The sequence below is a fragment of the Rhizobium sp. FKY42 genome (assembly GCF_005222835.1).
GTDB lineage: Bacteria > Pseudomonadota > Alphaproteobacteria > Rhizobiales > Rhizobiaceae > Neorhizobium.
Genome location: NZ_STGA01000044.1, coordinates 261,263 through 277,543, shown reverse-complemented (window position 1 = coordinate 277,543; position 16,281 = coordinate 261,263). Strand labels below are relative to the sequence as shown.

Sequence of the window (16,281 nt, the reverse complement as noted above, 5' to 3'; positions counted from 1 at the left end):
GCTCACTTCATCAGGATTGGGTCAAGGTCACGATAATCCGGCAGGCGGCGGTCGATGCCCATGCCATTCCGCATAACAATGCGGTCCGCCTGCGGACGGGATAGGAATTCGCTCCAGCGACGCGCGCTGAACAGAATGAGGTCTGCCGGTGCTCCAGCTTTGATGCGGCCAATATCGGGACGGCCCAGAATATCGGCGGGGGTGGTGGTCACCACGCGCGCAGCGGTATCCAGCGGGTGATCGAGGTGGAGAATGCGCACGGCTTCGCGGAACACTTCCACGCCATCCAGATCGCCATAGGCATAAAACGGGTCTCGGGTATTGTCGGAGGCAACAGCGGTCTTCACGCCCGCTGCCGCCAGTTCATGAAACAGCGTCACGCCCCGCCAGCGCGGGGTTCTGCCTGCATGGCGGTCCTGCAGATACATGTTGCACATGGGCAGCGAGACGACCGAAAGTCCGGCCTTCGCGACGAGGTCTATCGTTTGCTTGGCAAGATCATCATCCTGACGCGCCAGCGAGCAGCAATGGCCGACGGTGACAGCGCCTTCAAAGCCCGTTTTCAGCTTTATCTCGGCGATGGTCTTCAGCGTCAGAACCTGTTTGTCCTCCGTCTCGTCCACATGCAGGTCGATATCGAGACCATTGTCGGCCGCCGCCCGGAACAGGGTTTCAAGGATCTTTTCGAAATCCGGCAGAATACGAGTGGCCCCACCCAGCAAACCGCCATGGCGTTTGGTGACAGCAACGATATCGCCGAAAATCTTCTCGTCGAGTACGGATTCCAGCGGCAGCAGCGCCACGGCTTGCAGGGCAATCCTGTCTTTCCAGTCTTCCTTCAGTTCCGAAAAGACTTCGAAGGAAATTCCGTGCTGCGGCGGAATGCTGTCCAGATGCGTGCGGATCAGTTTCGTGCCGTGGGCATAGGCCGTCTTTAGTGAGAACTCCATGCGAGCGCGCACATCCTCGGCGGACCAGTTGGCAGCGCGGTCCGCGCCCACGTTTTCGAGCGCGCCCATGAACGAACCATCCGGGTTGCGGCGACGCTCCCAGATGTGGCCCTTGTCCAGATGCGTGTGCATGTCCACCAGGCAGGGCCAGACCATGCCATCGCGCATGTCCAGGCTTGGCAAAGCGGCAGGTGCTGTGCCGGGGGAAAGCACGCTTTCCACCTTGCCATCGCCGATCACCAGATCGGCAGTCACAAGCCCTTCGCGGGCGGGGCCGGAGAAGCCTTCCACGGTTACGGCGGGCAGTGTGGCATTGGCCAGCACGAAATGGGTGGCGTCGGGCAGTTCGCAGAAGCTCATCAGTTTTCTCTTTTCAGGCTGCTTTCATGCCAGCGGTGAAGACTGAGCCAGGCGATGAAAGAGGTGACACCGAAGATCACAACGCCAAGGATGGACAAGAGGATCAGTGCCGCGAACAGGCGTGGAATGTTGAGGCGATATTGTGCTTCCAGCAGGCGGAAGGCGAGGCCGGAACCGGCACCGGCGGAACCGGCTGCAAATTCCGCCACCACGGCGGCAATCAGCGACAACCCGCCGCCGATGCGAAGGCCGGTCATAAAGTAAGGAAGCGATGCCGGGAGCTTCAGATAGATCAGCGTCTGCCAGCGCGATGCGCCGTAAAGATCGAACAGGTTCAAGAGGTTATGATCGACGCTCTTCAATCCCTGCACCATGTTGGAGAGAATGGGAAAGAAGGCGACAAGAAAGGCGCAGATGAGCAGTGCAACCTGTGTCGTCGGTGCATAGATCAGGATCAGCGGTGCAATCGCCACGATCGGCGTGACCTGCAGGATGACCGCGATGGGGTAGAAGGCCGTCTCGATCCATTTCGACTGGATGAGAAAGACGGCGATCCCCACGCCGCCGATCAGCGCCAGCGCGAGTGCCGCCATGGTGATCTGCGTCGTGACCCAGAGCGCCGGGGCGAGCGTGCCCCAATCTTTCACCATGGCCCCGGCCACGGCGCCCGGGCTTGGCAGAATATATTGCGGCACGCCTGAAATCGTCACCGTCAGGTGCCAGATGAGGATCAAGGCCACGACGACGCCGACGGGGATCAAGACGCGGAGAACTGTTTCGCGATGCTGGCGGGTGAGGGAGGGTGACGCGGCGTTCATCAGTGCATCTCCATGGCGGCACCCGGTCCCATTGCTTCGAGAAGCGAGGCCGAGACTTTCTCGCAGGCGGCGCGATAGTCTTCCGATGTGCGGTAGAGCGGACCGCGTTCATGGCTGGTTACCAGTGGGAAATCCGCATGCACGCGGCCCGGCCGGGCCTTCATCACCACGATGCGGTTGGAGAGATAGGCGCTTTCGAAGACAGAATGGGTCACGAAAACGACGGTGATGCCTGTATCACGCCAGAGCCGCAGCACATCATCATTCAGCTTCTGGCGGGTGATTTCATCGAGAGCTGCAAAGGGCTCATCCATCAGCAGAAGCTTCGGCTTGGTCACCAGTGCGCGGGCAATGGAGACACGCATTTTCATGCCGCCGGACAGTTCCCGCGGATAGGCCTTCGCGAAATCCTTGAGGCCAACGGTTTCGAGCGCCGCCATGATTTCATCACTCGCCTGAACTTTGGAAACACCCTTCAGGCGCAGCGGCAGATAGACATTGCCGAAAACCGTCTGCCAGGGCATCAGTGTCGGTTCCTGAAACACGAACGATATGTCGCCCTCTGGCAGGCCCTTGGCGTTGATGCGGGAACTTGGCCAGTCGATGGTTCCGGTCGTCACATCGCCAAGGCCGGAAATGATGCGCAGCGCGGTGGATTTGCCGCAGCCGGAGGGGCCGAGCAGGCTGACGAACTCGCCGCCTGCGACGGTCAGCGACATGTCCGATAGCGCCAGCGTACCGCTGGAGAAGCTCTTTGACACATTCGTCATCACCACGAGCGGGCGCTTCGCGGAGGTGCTGGGTGGCGAGGCTTCAGGCGATTGTAAATCTGTCATTCCGTCACGCGATCGGTTGGCATGGAGTTCCTTCGCCTGCCGGGCAGGCGAAGGGGAAATGCGATCCCGTACGTCTTACTTCTTCAGCGCCATGCCAACGCCCTTGCAGACGAACTTGGTGCTGTAGGCTTTCTTGTAATCCAGATCCTTAGGCAGAGCGCCGATCTGCACCATCTCATCAAAGAACTGCTTATAGCGGGCATCCGTCATGCAGCCGATGCCCTTTGTCAAAGCCTCGCCGGATTCCAGAATGCCGTATTCCTTCATCTTCTTGATGGAATAGGCGATCTGGCCATCCGTCATTTCCGGATTGTCCTTCTTGATCAGTTCGTTGGCCTTTTTGTTGTCGCCGTAGATGTAATTGTACCAGCCTTCGATGGAGGCATCGACGAAGCGCTGCACCACGTCCGGCTTCTTGTCGATCATGCCTTGAGTGGTGGTAATCATGGTGGAATAGGGGCTATAGCCAGCATCGGCCAGCAGAAACACCTTCGGTGCCCAGCCGGCCTGCTTCTCGATCTCGTAGGGTTCCGAGGTCAGATAGCCTTGCTGGGCGGATTTCTTGTCGGCGATAAAGGGCGCGGGGTTGAAGGTATAGGGCTTGTACTGCTCTTCCTTGAAGCCCTTGAAGTTCTTCTTCATCCATTCGAAGTAGGTGACGTAGCCATCCTTGCCCATGAAGATGGTGTCGAGCTTGGCGAGATCCTCAAATTTCTCCACGCCTGCATTGGGATGGGCCAGCAGAACCTGCGGGTCCTTCTGGAAGATCGAGGCAACCGAGATCATCGGAATACCTTCCTTCACGGCATCCATGTCGCCCAGCGGACCGCCCATGTAGAAATCCACCTTGCCTGCAATCAGCAGCGAGCGGTTGGCAGCGTTAGGCCCGCCCTGGATGATCTTTACCTTGAGGCCGTGCTTTTCATAGGTGCCATCGGCAACGGCCTGATAGAAACCGCCGTGCTCTGCCTGCGCCAGCCAGTTGGTGCCGTAGGAAACTTCATCCAGAGCAAGCGCGGGGCCCGTGCCCGCCAGCATCAATCCCATGGCCAGTGCGGCAAGGCCTGTCTTCGACATCATGTGCTGATCCATCCGTCTGTTCCCTTTTTTGGTGAGGTCAACCGTTAACGGCTTCCTTTTCTGCATTTCAGCCATTGCAATTGCGCTTTGAAAAGCATCAAAATTCGCTCGGATTGATGCCTTTCCGGCATCGCTCGCCAAATGTTTGCCCAAGTGCGGGTCGGTGATGAAAGCTTAAGCAGCGGGTTGAAGCCATGTTACATTCACGAAAGCTCCAATACATTGATGAAATTGCCCGTTGCGGGTCCATCCGAAAGGCTGCAGCTCACTTGAATGTGGCCTCTTCCGCCATCAACCGCCAGATTCTGGCGCTGGAGGAGGAGCTTGGCGTGCCGATTTTCGAGCGCCTGCCACGCGGCCTGAAACTCACGGCTGCCGGTGAATTGTGCATCGAACATATTCGCGATGTGTTGAAGGCCTATGACAAGCTGGAAACGCGCGTGCGCGGTTTGAAGATGCCGCAGGCCGGACGCGTTTCGCTGATCTCGACCGTCGGCCTTGCGGCGGGACCCCTGCCGGAAATCGTGGCGAAGTTCATCGAGGGCCATCCGCGCATGCGCATTCAGCTGGCGATTGATGGTGCAACCACCACGGCCAATCCGGTTCTCTCAGGCGAGGTGGACATCGGCATTGGCTTTAACATTCCCGCGATTCCTGGGCTCAGAACACTTGCCAGTTTCGATATTCCGATTGGCGTTGTATTGCCGCCGGATCATCGGCTGGCGAAGGAGACAGGGCCGATCGATCTGGCCAAGGTGGTGCAGGAGCCGCTGGTGCTGGCGCAGCCGGGCATGAGCCTGCGCAATATGATCAATCTCATTCTGGCACCGCTGCCCGTACCTGTGGAGCCGGTGGTGGAATCGGCAGGGCCTGAAACCCTGCGGTATCTGGTGAAGAAGGGCGTAGGACTGACATTCCTCAACCCGCTCGATGTGATCATGGAGTGCAAGCGCGGCGAGCTTGTGTTCAGACCGCTCACGGAAAGCTATCGCCGTCACCAGCCGATGAAGCTGTTTGCCCGTTCACGCGCCACGCTGGATACGGCAACCAGCCTGTTCATCGAGTTTCTGCTGGCCGAGTTGACGCAGATCGTCGCCGACCTTGAGGCCAAGGGCCATGTACCGAAACAGGGCAGCAGCGCGCTGACCCAGCGGGATTGAGAATGCAAATCTGTTCTACCCCCCTCTGTCCTGCCGGACATCTCCCCCTCAAGGGGGGAGATCGAATCGTGGCGTCCTTTCAATCATCGCTAACACTTAGAGGATGAGGCAAGTTCTGCTGGGCAATGGGGCGGAGTTTGTGCTTCTTGCCGATCTCCCCCCTTGAGGGGGAGATGCCCGGCAGGGCAGAGGGGGGGTAATCAAAGATAAGAGCTGTGTTTTGCAAACCCGATTCATGGCTTGTAGAGGTTGGAGAGCGGGTATTTTTCGAGATCCCGCAGCAGCTCGATGAAGCCCGCCACCTGATGTTTGCAAATGGCTTCGCCCTTCTCGGCGGTGCCATTGGCGGCGTTGCCCACCACGCCATGCGGGTTCAGATCATGGGCGATCCAGGCCAGTGCGTGGGGCGGCAGCGGCTGAAGGAAGCGTGACTGGCTCTTCATCCATTCGGCTTTCGACTCGAAGTTCTGGGCGTGCTCCATGCGCACCAGCTCCGGACGGAAGTAGAGCATCAGCGAGGTTTCCACATCACCGCCATGGATGCCGAAAGCCTGTTCGTGCGCGCTGATCATACCTTCCGGGTGGCCGAAGCGGCCCCATTGGGTGGCAACCGCCGCCATGCCGAAGCGCACGCGCATCTCGCGCGAGACGATGCTCATGATGTCCAGATTGCCGCCATGCGAATTGACCATGACCAGCTTCTTCACGCCAGCTTGCGAAACCTTTTCACCGATCGCCGTCCACATGGGGATCAGCAGATCCGCGCCGTAGGACAGTGTGCCGGGGCCATAGATATGCTCGTTGGCCTTGCCGATTTCCTGCGTGGGTAGAACGAGAATATCGAGATCGTCAGGGCGTTGGCGCTTCAGTTCTGCCAGCATGCCGTTGGCGATGGCGACATCGGTGGCGATGGGCAGGTGAGGTCCGTGCTGTTCGGTTGAAGCAAGCGGCAGGATCGCGATTGTCTTTTCCGCATCTAGCTTTGCGAAGTCGCGGGTGTTCAACTCATTCCAGTAAAATGGCTTGGCCATGGCGCGGCTCCTCGTATCCGAATAGCCATGGCTTAAGCCAAAGGCACCGCGCACGAAAAGCGCCAAATTCCGCGCGGCTTGATGCTTTTTTGTGTGCGCTGATACCTTGTTTGTCAGGTTTGCTTCGGTTTCCAGCGTTCTGCAATCGCGATGCCGCTCAAGGCGAGTACCAAGGCAATTACGTGAAAGGCTGCAAGTTCCTCACCCAGAATGATGACGGAGAGAAGGGTGCCGAAGACCGGCACCAGATTGATGAATAGACCGGCCCTGTTTGCGCCGATCTGTACAACGCCCTGCACGTAAAAGATCTGCGCGACGAGTGAGGCGAAGAGGGCCGTGTAAAGCACAGCCAGCCAGCCCGATGCATCCGGCCAGATCGCCGTGCCGCGTGAAATTTCCCAACCGACCAGCGGAATGGTGCAGATGAGGGCAGCAAGCGCTGGTATGGCCATTAGCGTGCGCCAGTCGATGGGCGGGCGCCAGCGGAGCAGGATCGTATAGGCTGCGTAGCCAACGATTGCGCCCAGCATCAGCACGTCGCCAAAATTCATTTCCAGAGCCAGCAGGCTTTTCATATCGCCGTGCGATGCCGTCAGGGCAACGCCGACAAGTGTCAGCGAAAAACCCAGCACCTGGGCAACGGAGATGCGAATCCGAAAGAGAATCAGGTTGGCCAGGAAGATCAGAAAGGGAATGGCCGCCTGTTCGATCGTTGCATTGATGGCAGTCGTATAGTGTACAGCAGAGTACAGGAGCACGTTGAAGAGCGTATAGCCAATGGCGCCCAGCGTAAACAGAAGCGGCAGATGCTGGCGGGCAACCGGCCAATCCTTTTTCAACTGCGGAATTGAGATCGCGAATATGATGGCGCAGGCAAATATCCAGCGCCACAAGGTCAGCATCATCGGGCTTACATGACCAATGGCAAGCTTGCCAACGACAGCATTGCCTCCCCAACAGAGTGCTGCGACTGTGAGGAAGAAATAGGCCCTGATATGCAATTCGCGCTCCCGAATAGATGCGAACAATGCGCGATTGCCCGCTCCTCTGGCAGGGGAGATAGCCTTTCAGTTTGTGATATGTCACGCAAAAACGGTCTATCAACGCATAAACGGGTCGCTTTCCGATAAATGACGCAGTATAGATGCGCCGGTTTGAGCGGGTGAAAGGCCCGCGGCACAGCAGGAAAGCTCAGAAATGACGAATGTCGTGGTAATCGGTTCGCAATGGGGTGACGAAGGCAAGGGCAAGATTGTCGACTGGCTTTCCGAACGTGCAGATATCGTCGTGCGCTTCCAGGGCGGCCACAATGCCGGGCATACGCTCGTCATCGACGGTGTCAGCTATAAACTTTCACTGCTGCCTTCGGGCGTCGTGCGTCCGGGCAAGATGGCTGTCATTGGTAATGGCGTTGTCGTTGATCCGCATGCGCTGATCGCGGAAATGGGCCGCCTCAAGGATCAGGGCGTCGAAGTGACCCCGGAGAACCTGCGCATTGCCGAGAACGCAACGCTTATTCTTTCCATTCACCGTGAACTGGACGGCATGCGCGAAGATGCGGCCTCCAACAGCGGCACGAAGATCGGCACCACCCGCCGCGGCATTGGTCCGGCCTATGAAGACAAGGTCGGTCGCCGTGCCATCCGTGTGATGGATCTCGCCGATCTCGATGCGCTGGACGCCAAGGTCGACCGCATCCTCACGCATCACAATGCGCTGCGCCGTGGTTTCGGTGCGCCGGAAGTCGAACATTCCGCCATCATGGAAGAACTGACTTCGATTGCAGAGCGCGTGCTTCCTTTCATGGATTCGGTCTGGCGTCTGCTGGACAAGGAGCGCCGCAAGGGTTCGCGTATTCTGTTCGAAGGTGCCCAAGGGTCGCTGCTCGATATCGATCACGGCACCTATCCCTTCGTGACCTCTTCCAATACGGTTGCAGGGCAGGCGGCTGCGGGTTCCGGCATGGGTCCGGGATCGCTTGGCTACATCCTCGGGATCACCAAGGCTTACACAACGCGCGTCGGTGAAGGGCCGTTCCCGACAGAGCTTCACGATGAAGTCGGGCAGTTCCTGGGCGAGCGTGGTCATGAATTTGGCACAGTTACCGGGCGTAAGCGTCGCTGTGGCTGGTTCGATGCGGCGCTTGTGCGCCAGTCGGTCGCCACGAACGGTATTACTGGCATCGCGCTGACCAAGCTGGATGTGCTGGACGGTCTGGATGAATTGAAGATCTGCGTCGGCTACAAGCTCGATGGTCAGGAGATCGATTATCTGCCGGCGGCACAGGCAGCCCAGGCCCGTGTGGAGCCAATCTATATAACGCTGGAAGGCTGGAAAGAGTCGACGGTTGGTGCGCGCAGATGGGCGGATCTTCCGGCTCAGGCCATCAAATATGTTCGTCAGGTGGAAGAGCTGATCGGTGCGCCGGTCGCACTTCTGTCAACCAGTCCGGAGCGGGACGACACAATACTTGTGACCGATCCGTTTGAAGATTAATCTTCAGCGCTATCTGCCTTTTCACTCGGCGTGAATGCTGGTGAGCAAGAGAAAGTATCAATGGCTGATTTTGTAGCAGTTATTCGCCGAGCCGTGGATGGCTTGGCGAACAATACGCCCGAGATGCGCATCCGGGTTTACGAGAAGGCGCGCGGTGCCGTTCAGCGACAGCTGGAAAGCATGAAGCCGCAGCCCTCGGAAGACATGCTGCGTCGACAGATGGAGAAGCTGGAAGCTGCCATCCGGGATGTCGAAGCTGAACATCGGGAGGCCGCGCCGCCCGATGACGACGCATCTTTGGCTGCTGCACAACCGGATGAGCTCATTACCGAAGCTCCTGCGGAGCCAGTGCAGGCCTATGAGGAGCCTTCCGAGGCCGCTGCTGCCGAGGAAGCTCAGACTGAGGCATTTCATCAGCCGCAGGGCGAGCGCGAAGCGGACCCCGCCTATGGCGACGATCATCAGCAGGCCGAGCCGGAACCTCTTCCGGTTCAGCCCTATGATGTCTCTGAAGGGCACTATGCCAGCCAGGTTGAGCCGGAATGGGTGAACCAGCCGGTCGCAGACACTTCCTCAGAACCCTATCAGCCGGATCATTCTGAGGACGCGCTGGTCTCCGTGGAAGCGGAGCCACAAACAAGTTCCAATGATCCCTTCGCCGATGAGGACGACGTCGAGACTGAGCGTCCCATTCCTGCTGTGCATCACGGCCATTTCGATCAGGCGTCTATCACTACGGACGAAGCCGTGATCGATCGCAATGCCTGGATGCAGCCGGAAACCGAAACCAAGCATCCAGATGAAACACCGGAAGCCGATGCGCCTGTCGATGCGTATGAGGCACCGGTGCCGGAACGGCCGGTCAGTGTCGCACCCGCCTGGCCCGATGCGCCGTCCACGGCGCCGGTCGTGGGGGGGTACAGTCAGCCTGAGCCCGTTGTCGATTGGACGCCGGACGAGGTTCCAGTGCGTGCAACCCGGCCTATGGAAGAGCACGCCTGGGCAGACGAGGCCGATTACAGGGATGCCGAGCCGTCTGCCAAAACCTTTGACGACGCCGCTGCCGCCGAGCTTTTCTCTGCCCATTTCGAAGAGCCGACCCATGTGGCGACGGACGCGCGTATGCCGCCGGTTTCCGATTTTCCGGATCTGGACCCCGCCCCATCGCAATCCAGAGGGCCGGAACTCGAGCCGCATGATCCTTTCGCCGAGTTCATCAGTGCCAAGCCGGAGCCTGTGGCAACGGCAAAGCCTGAACCTGCCGAGGCTGATCCCTGGAACGATCTCGAAGAACTGATCGGCTATGACAAGACCAAGGCCGCTGCGGCTGCCACGGGCGTTGCCGCCGGTGCTGCGGGCATTGCAGCAGCACGGGCAGCGACAACGTCCGATGTCAAACCAAGGGACCAACTGGCTGAAAATCAGGAACTGGAAGAGCTCATGGCTCAACCGGTTGCGCGTCCTTACCGGGTCGCGCCAAAGCCCAAGCGCAATTATGTCGGCATTTTGCTCGGCGTGGTTGGTCTGGCGATTCTTGCAGGCGGTGGCTATGCAATCTGGCTCAATAGAGATGCGCTGAGTGGTCTGATCGGTGGTGCTGACAGTGCCACACCTGCAGTTCAGCAGACATCGCAGCCGGCGGGCCAGCCCGCACAGACGGGGACACCTGCGACCCAGACACCGCCTGCGAAACAAGCGGCGGCCACGACGCCGGCGACGCAATCTCCCGCTTCGGGCAAACCCGGCGAGCCGCAAAAGTTCACCCAGCGCCTGATGCCGGATGGCACCGAGAAGGATACCGGTTCTGGCGGTCCAGCCGGTGCGGCGGGCAATCAGTCCGTCGCGCAGGTTTCGCCGCCAGCCGCTGCAACCCAGCCGCCCGCTGGCAATGCCGCACCCGCTAATGGTGCGTCCACACCAGGCGCTGCAGCCGGTGCAACAGCGCCCGGCGTTCCGCCATCCAGTCCGCCCGCCAATACGGTTGCTGTCGCTGGCAACAAGATCTTCCTTTATGAGGAGCGGGTCGGGCAGTCTTCACCGACCGCGGTTGAAGGTTCTGTCTCCTGGTCGTTGCAGAAGGAAGCCGTCGAGAATGGCAAGACCGAGCCCGCTGTCCAGGGACGCATCAGCATTCCGGGACGGGGCCTCACGGCGCTTGTCACGTTCAAGCGCAATACGGATCCTTCGCTTCCGGCAAGCCATCTTGTGGAGTTCGTCTTCTCGCTGCCGCCGAACTTCGAGGGAGGCTCGATCGATAGCGTCCAGCGGATTTCCATGAAACAGACGGAGCAGGATCGCGGCGATCCGCTGGTGGCGGTACCAGCCAAGATCACGCCGGACTTCCACATGATCGCCCTGAACGACTTTCCGGATGCGCGTGCGCGTAACCTCGACCTGATCAGAAGCAGAGACTGGATCGATGTTCCTCTCATCTACAGCAATGGTCGTCGCGCGCTTTTGACGATGCAGAAGGGCGATGACGGGCGCAAGGCTTTCGACGAAGCCACCCGCGTCTGGCAGGCAGCGGCCCCGCAGGGGCAATAAGTTTCCGCATTCAGTAGGATTTTCGAGATCCCGGTTGCCAAAGGTGACCGGGATTTTCTATTTCATTCAAGCCAACATCATGCTGCCTTTTCCGTCGGTCAGGCTGGTTTCATCAACCGGAGTTGGAGCCAGGGATGCAAGCGCTGAGCCACATTACTTTTGTCGTTCGCGATCTCGACCGCATGGAAAAGATCGTCAGGCAGGTTTTCAAAGGTCGGAAGGTCTATGATAGCGGCGAGACGAGCTTCTCGCTGTCGCGAGAGCGGTTTTTCCTGATTGGTGAGGAGCCTTCGGCGGTCTGGATCGCGATCATGGAAGGCGAGGGGCTTTCTCACCGCAGCTACAACCATGTGGCCTTCCGGATCGAGGCGTCGGACATGGATGAGCGCCTCAAGGCAATAGAAGATCTCGGGCTGGAATTGAAAGATCCGAGATCACGCGTCGAAGGAGAGGGTCAGTCGATCTATTTCTACGACGACGACAATCATCTCTTCGAATTGCACAGCGGTACTCTCGAGGAACGGCTGAAGCGTTATGCCGCTCCTGAGATAGATGTCTAGACATCTAGACATCTAGACGATCAAGTGGTGTCGGTTCTCAGAATTCTTCCCAGTCGTCTGTCTTCAAGGCGGTGTTGCCGACTGCTGCCGGAGCGGCGGGGCGACGTGGAGCAGATGCCGGAGCGCGCGGTTGTGCCGGTGCCTGATGGCTGGTTGCTGGCCGTTGGACTGGGGGTCGGCTGGCGGAGGCCTGAACCGGACGCTGTTTTGCCTGTGGTAGCACGAAGCCGCTGATCAGATTGCGAAGCTGTTCGGCCTCCTGTGCCAGAGATGCGCTGGCCGCCGTGGTTTCTTCCACCATCGCGGCATTCTGCTGGGTCATCTGGTCCATCTGGTTGACGGCGGTGTTCACCTCGGAGAGACCTGTCGACTGTTCACGCGCGGAACTTGCAATGGACTGCATGTGTTCATTCACGGCTGCGATGTTCTGCTGGATGGTTTTCAAAGCTTCGCCGGTTTCGCTGACAAGCTTGACCCCGTTATTGACCTCTTCTGTCGAATTTCGGATGAGCTCCTTGATCTCTTTGGCAGCCTGGGCGGAACGCTGTGCCAGTTCACGCACTTCCTGCGCCACCACGGCAAAGCCCTTGCCTGCCTCGCCAGCGCGTGCGGCCTCAACGCCGGCATTCAGCGCCAACAGGTTGGTCTGGAAAGCAATCTCGTCGATGACGCCGATGATGTTGGAAATCTGCTGCGACGACTGTTCGATGCGTGCCATGGCTCCAACGGCCTGCGATACGATCTTGCCGGAATGGTTGGCGCTTTTGTCCGCCGTCTCGCTGGCTTCGCGTGCCTCGTCCGTGCGGGCCGACGCGTTACGGACGTTCACTGTGATTTCGTCGAGAGCTGCTGCGGTCTCTTCCAGTGAGGCTGCCTGTTGTTCCGTGCGCTTGGAAAGATCCTGAGCGCTTCCGCTGATCTCACGCGAGCCACTATCGATCATTTCCGCCGTGCGCGATACCACCGAGAGGGTTTCGCCAAGTCGCGAAACTGCGTCGTTCAGGTTCTGACGAAGGTTCTCGAAATCCTTGTTGAAGGCTTCATCCAATCTGAAGGAAAGATCACCATCTGCAAGCTTCGCGAGACAATCCCCGATGGTATTGACGGCGTGGACGCGGCCGCCGACATCGGTGGCAAACTTGACCACTTTCACAACCTTGCCGTTTTCGTCGGTAATTGGATTGTAGGAGGCATTCAGGAAAATGGGCTTACCATTTTTACCGGTGCGGACGACATCGCCCACGAACGGCTCATTTGCGTTCAATGCCGCCCAGAGCGATTTGTATTCTTCGTCGCCTGCTGCTCCAACTGGAACAAGAATTCTGTGGTTTTTGCCCTTGAGCTCACCCAGGGTGTATCCCGCAACCTTCAGGAAGTTCTCGTTGGCACTCATGATTTCGCCGGTCGGTGAAAACTCGACCACGGCCTGCGCGCGGCTGATCGCTTGCAATTGCTTGCGGAAATCCGTGTTCTCTATGCGCTCCCTGGCATTTGCCCATTCGACCACGAAACCGGTGATGGTGCTGCCGCGCTTGATCGGGTTTACGATCAGGTCAAATGCGCGGTTGCCGACATGAATGGTAGCTCTGTGCTGCTTGGTGAGACCTGCCAGCATCTTGCGCTGATGGGACGGGTTTTTGTGGAAGATGTCGATGTTGCTGCCGAGAAGCGTGCGCATGTCGAAACGGGGAAGCTCCTGCTTCAACTCGCTTTCCGCTTCCTGCAGGAGTTCGCGTACCGCACCGTTCATGTAGATAATGTTCAGCTTGGCATCCGCAATCATGACATTTGCGGTGAGCATGTCGATGGCTGTCAATTTTGCGCTGTCAGTACCGGATGCGAATGGAAACATGCTTGACCCCGATCTATGCCCACAGGAACAACCGTCAGGATCGGCCGTGCGACAACCCTCAAGAGGGCGCGCAGCCAGTTACATCCTGACGTTTCATGCAGATATGTGCCTGCGAGGTAACCGAAAGCTTAATGTCTCTCCACAACAATTAGGGGTTAAGTTCTTCATGTTTAATGTAATAGATTATTATTCTCTAATTTTTTATCGTTAAATCAACGGGAAGCTGGACCTGTGCATGAACGAAACCGCAATGCCAATGCATTCGCCACCCGGTAACAAAGTATAGCCTATGCCGAAAACTTGCGCTTTCGACCGAAAAATGCGGCACGCCGGCGGCGGGTTGTGCTGCCATTCCAAGGTACGTCTTACGCGTCAACGACGCGCAAGGCCTTCGCCGCAGCCAGAGCTTCCTTCTGGACGGCTTCCTGTACCTTTTCAAAGGCGCGGACTTCGATCTGCCGCACGCGTTCGCGACTAATATCGAATTCAGCGGAAAGTTCTTCCAGCGTTACCGGGTCTTCGGACAGCCGGCGCGCTTCGAAAATCCGGCGTTCGCGCTCATTGAGCACGCTGAGCGCCCGTTCCAGCATGCGGCGTCGTGTTTCCAGCTCGTCCTGCTCGATCAGAACATCTTCCTGGCTGTCGTGGTCGTCGACCAGCCAATCCTGCCACTGACCGGATTCACCTTCTGTGGCGCGAATGGGCGCGTTCAGCGAGGCGTCGCCCGTCAGGCGACGGTTCATCGAAACCACTTCCTCTTCGGAGACATTCAGCTTGGTCGCAATCTCGCGGACCTGCTCCGGCTTCAGATCACCCTCGTCGATGGCCTGAATGCGACCCTTCAGGCGGCGCAGGTTGAAGAACAGACGCTTTTGATTAGCGGTCGTACCCATTTTGACGAGTGACCAGGAGCGCAGGATGTATTCCTGAATGGAGGCCTTGATCCACCACATCGCGTAAGTCGCCAGACGGAAACCGCGCTCGGGATCGAATTTCTTGACCGCCTGCATCAGGCCGACATTGCCTTCAGAGACGACTTCGCCGATCGGCAGGCCGTAGCCGCGATAGCCCATGGCAATCTTTGCCACGAGTCTCAAATGCGAAGTCACCAGTTGATGTGCGGCGTCGCGATCCCCATGTTCATTATACCGCTTTGCAAGCATGTATTCCTGCTGCGGTTCCAGCATCGGGAATTTGCGGATTTCGTCCAGATAGCGGTTCAGACCGGCTTCGCCGGCTGTGATGGACGGAAGTGTGTTGCGGGCCATAGAGCACCCCTTTCTTCGTTTCCGGCTCCCTGGAAGCGTCTGCCGCTGGCGAGCCTGTGCGGCGCGAGTCTAGGCGACCTCGCACCAAGCCACGTGACAGATAAGTATTGAATTTACACCGTTCAAGCCTGTCCATGGCTAGATACGCTGTGGAATCTGGCTGGATCATGACATGTCGATGAGCAGTGCAGATTTACCCGCGCAGAAGGGCTGACGAATGTCTCACGCGCACAATCGACCCGGCGGACATCTTAAAACGCAGAAGGAAGTAAAATGTTGCAGCTCGCGTCGGCTATCCACGAAGTGCTTCGAGAAGTTCCTCGAAATCTTCCGGGATGGGCGCCTCGAATTCCATGATCTCGCCAGTCCGTGGATGTTCGAAGGCTAGAAGATAGGCATGCAAAGCCTGACGGTGGAAGCCATTGACCGCGTGCTTTGCCTCATCCGGCAGCCGGTTGGCTTTGGTTTTGAACGCAGCGCCATAATCCGGATCGCCAATCAGTGGATGACCGATATGGGCCATGTGAACGCGAATCTGATGGGTTCGCCCTGTCTCCAGCCGGCATTCGACGAGAGCGGCGAGGGCCGTGGCATCCGGCAGCTCATGAAAGCGTTCGACGACTTCGTAATGGGTGATCGCCTCACGGGCATCCATGCTTTCCTCGCGCTTCACGCTGCGCTTGGTACGGTCTGCCGTCGAGCGGCCCAGTGGCGCATCGATCGTGCCGCGCAGTTGCTGCGGACGCCCCCAGACGAGGGCAAGATAGGCGCGCTCCAGATCGCCCGTGCGGCCGTGATCGGCAAACTGGTCCGCCAGATGGCGATGCGCCATATCGTTCTTCGCAACGACCATGACGCCGCTTGTATCCTTGTCGAGGCGATGCACGATGCCCGGTCGCTTGACGCCGCCGATGCCCGAAAGACTATCGCCGCAATGGTGGATCAGTGCGTTGACCAGTGTGCCGGTCCAGTTTCCTGCACCCGGATGCACCACCAGTCCCGCAGGCTTTGCGATCACGATCAGGTCATCGTCTTCGTAGAGAACCTCCAGCGGAATGTCCTCACCCTTCGGCTCCGGATCTTCCGGTTCGGGGGCCTCGATTTCGACGACCATGCCCGGATGAACCTTCTTTTTCGCCTCAAGGCAGGGTTTGCCATCAATGTATACCGCACCTTGCTCGATCAGCGACTTGATGCGATTGCGGGAAAACTCCCCTTCCAGAACGCCGGTCAGCCATGAATCCAGCCGCCCTTCGGCATCTTCTCCGGCAGTCAGCACTTTCCTTGGCGTCTCGCCTTGATTAAAGGGGTCGTTCATTTCTTCTG

General features: G+C 58.5%; 13 protein-coding genes. 4 read left to right on the top strand and 9 right to left on the bottom strand.

What is annotated here, in order from left to right:
- Window positions 1–2 precede the first annotated feature (2 nt).
- From E8M78_RS17545 to E8M78_RS17530, 4 genes are all read right to left on the bottom strand, one after another.
- Window positions 3–1,310: a cytosine deaminase gene (locus E8M78_RS17545; protein WP_137136263.1), complete on the bottom strand. Its 1,308-nt coding sequence runs from the start codon at window positions 1,308–1,310 to the stop codon at window positions 3–5.
- Window positions 1,310–2,128, bottom strand: coding sequence for an ABC transporter permease (locus E8M78_RS17540; protein ID WP_137136262.1), 819 nt, complete (start codon window positions 2,126–2,128; stop codon window positions 1,310–1,312). Before E8M78_RS17540 ends, E8M78_RS17545 begins: the two co-directional genes overlap by 1 nt.
- Entirely contained in the window at window positions 2,128–2,964 is an 837-nt protein-coding gene (locus E8M78_RS17535) for an ABC transporter ATP-binding protein (protein WP_137136261.1), read from the bottom strand. The genes E8M78_RS17540 and E8M78_RS17535 overlap by 1 nt, the downstream gene beginning before the upstream one ends.
- A gap of 75 nt (window positions 2,965–3,039) precedes the next feature.
- Window positions 3,040–4,044, bottom strand: coding sequence for an ABC transporter substrate-binding protein (locus E8M78_RS17530; protein WP_246658373.1), 1,005 nt, complete (start codon window positions 4,042–4,044; stop codon window positions 3,040–3,042).
- A gap of 194 nt (window positions 4,045–4,238) precedes the next feature.
- On the opposite strand from E8M78_RS17530, the gene E8M78_RS17525 reads away from it, so the two are divergent.
- On the top strand, window positions 4,239–5,204 hold the full coding sequence (locus E8M78_RS17525) for a LysR family transcriptional regulator (protein ID WP_137136259.1): 966 nt from the start codon (window positions 4,239–4,241) through the stop codon (window positions 5,202–5,204).
- Between the two features lie 233 nt (window positions 5,205–5,437).
- Here the strand turns inward: E8M78_RS17525 and E8M78_RS17515 are convergent, their stop codons facing one another.
- Complete coding sequence (locus tag E8M78_RS17515; RefSeq protein ID WP_137136258.1) at window positions 5,438–6,235, bottom strand: creatininase family protein; 798 nt, start codon at window positions 6,233–6,235, stop codon at window positions 5,438–5,440.
- Between the two features lie 113 nt (window positions 6,236–6,348).
- Window positions 6,349–7,236 carry a DMT family transporter gene (locus E8M78_RS17510; RefSeq protein WP_137136257.1) on the bottom strand — a complete coding sequence of 296 codons (888 nt, stop codon included), beginning with the start codon at window positions 7,234–7,236 and terminating at the stop codon, window positions 6,349–6,351.
- A 196-nt stretch (window positions 7,237–7,432) separates the two neighbouring features.
- Here E8M78_RS17510 and E8M78_RS17505 point away from each other — a divergent pair, with 196 nt between their 5' ends.
- The 3 genes from E8M78_RS17505 to fosX all read left to right on the top strand — a co-directional run bounded on the left by E8M78_RS17505 (window position 7,433) and on the right by fosX (window position 11,835).
- Entirely contained in the window at window positions 7,433–8,731 is a 1,299-nt protein-coding gene (locus tag E8M78_RS17505; RefSeq protein WP_137136256.1) for an adenylosuccinate synthase, read from the top strand.
- Between the two features lie 60 nt (window positions 8,732–8,791).
- Entirely contained in the window at window positions 8,792–11,275 is a 2,484-nt protein-coding gene (locus tag E8M78_RS17500; protein ID WP_137136255.1) for a hypothetical protein, read from the top strand.
- 134 nt (window positions 11,276–11,409) lie between these two features.
- Complete coding sequence (gene fosX, locus E8M78_RS17495; RefSeq protein WP_137136254.1) at window positions 11,410–11,835, top strand: FosX/FosE/FosI family fosfomycin resistance hydrolase; 426 nt, start codon at window positions 11,410–11,412, stop codon at window positions 11,833–11,835.
- Window positions 11,836–11,872: 37 nt separating this feature from the next.
- On the opposite strand, the gene E8M78_RS17490 is transcribed toward fosX, so the two are convergent.
- The 3 genes from E8M78_RS17490 to E8M78_RS17480 form a co-directional block, all read right to left on the bottom strand.
- Window positions 11,873–13,687: a methyl-accepting chemotaxis protein gene (locus E8M78_RS17490; RefSeq protein WP_137136253.1), complete on the bottom strand. Its 1,815-nt coding sequence runs from the start codon at window positions 13,685–13,687 to the stop codon at window positions 11,873–11,875.
- Between the two features lie 365 nt (window positions 13,688–14,052).
- Window positions 14,053–14,955, bottom strand: coding sequence for an RNA polymerase sigma factor RpoH (gene rpoH / locus E8M78_RS17485; protein ID WP_137136252.1), 903 nt, complete (start codon window positions 14,953–14,955; stop codon window positions 14,053–14,055).
- Between the two features lie 292 nt (window positions 14,956–15,247).
- Window positions 15,248–16,273: an RluA family pseudouridine synthase gene (locus tag E8M78_RS17480; RefSeq protein WP_137136251.1), complete on the bottom strand. Its 1,026-nt coding sequence runs from the start codon at window positions 16,271–16,273 to the stop codon at window positions 15,248–15,250.
- Window positions 16,274–16,281: the final 8 nt, after the last annotated feature.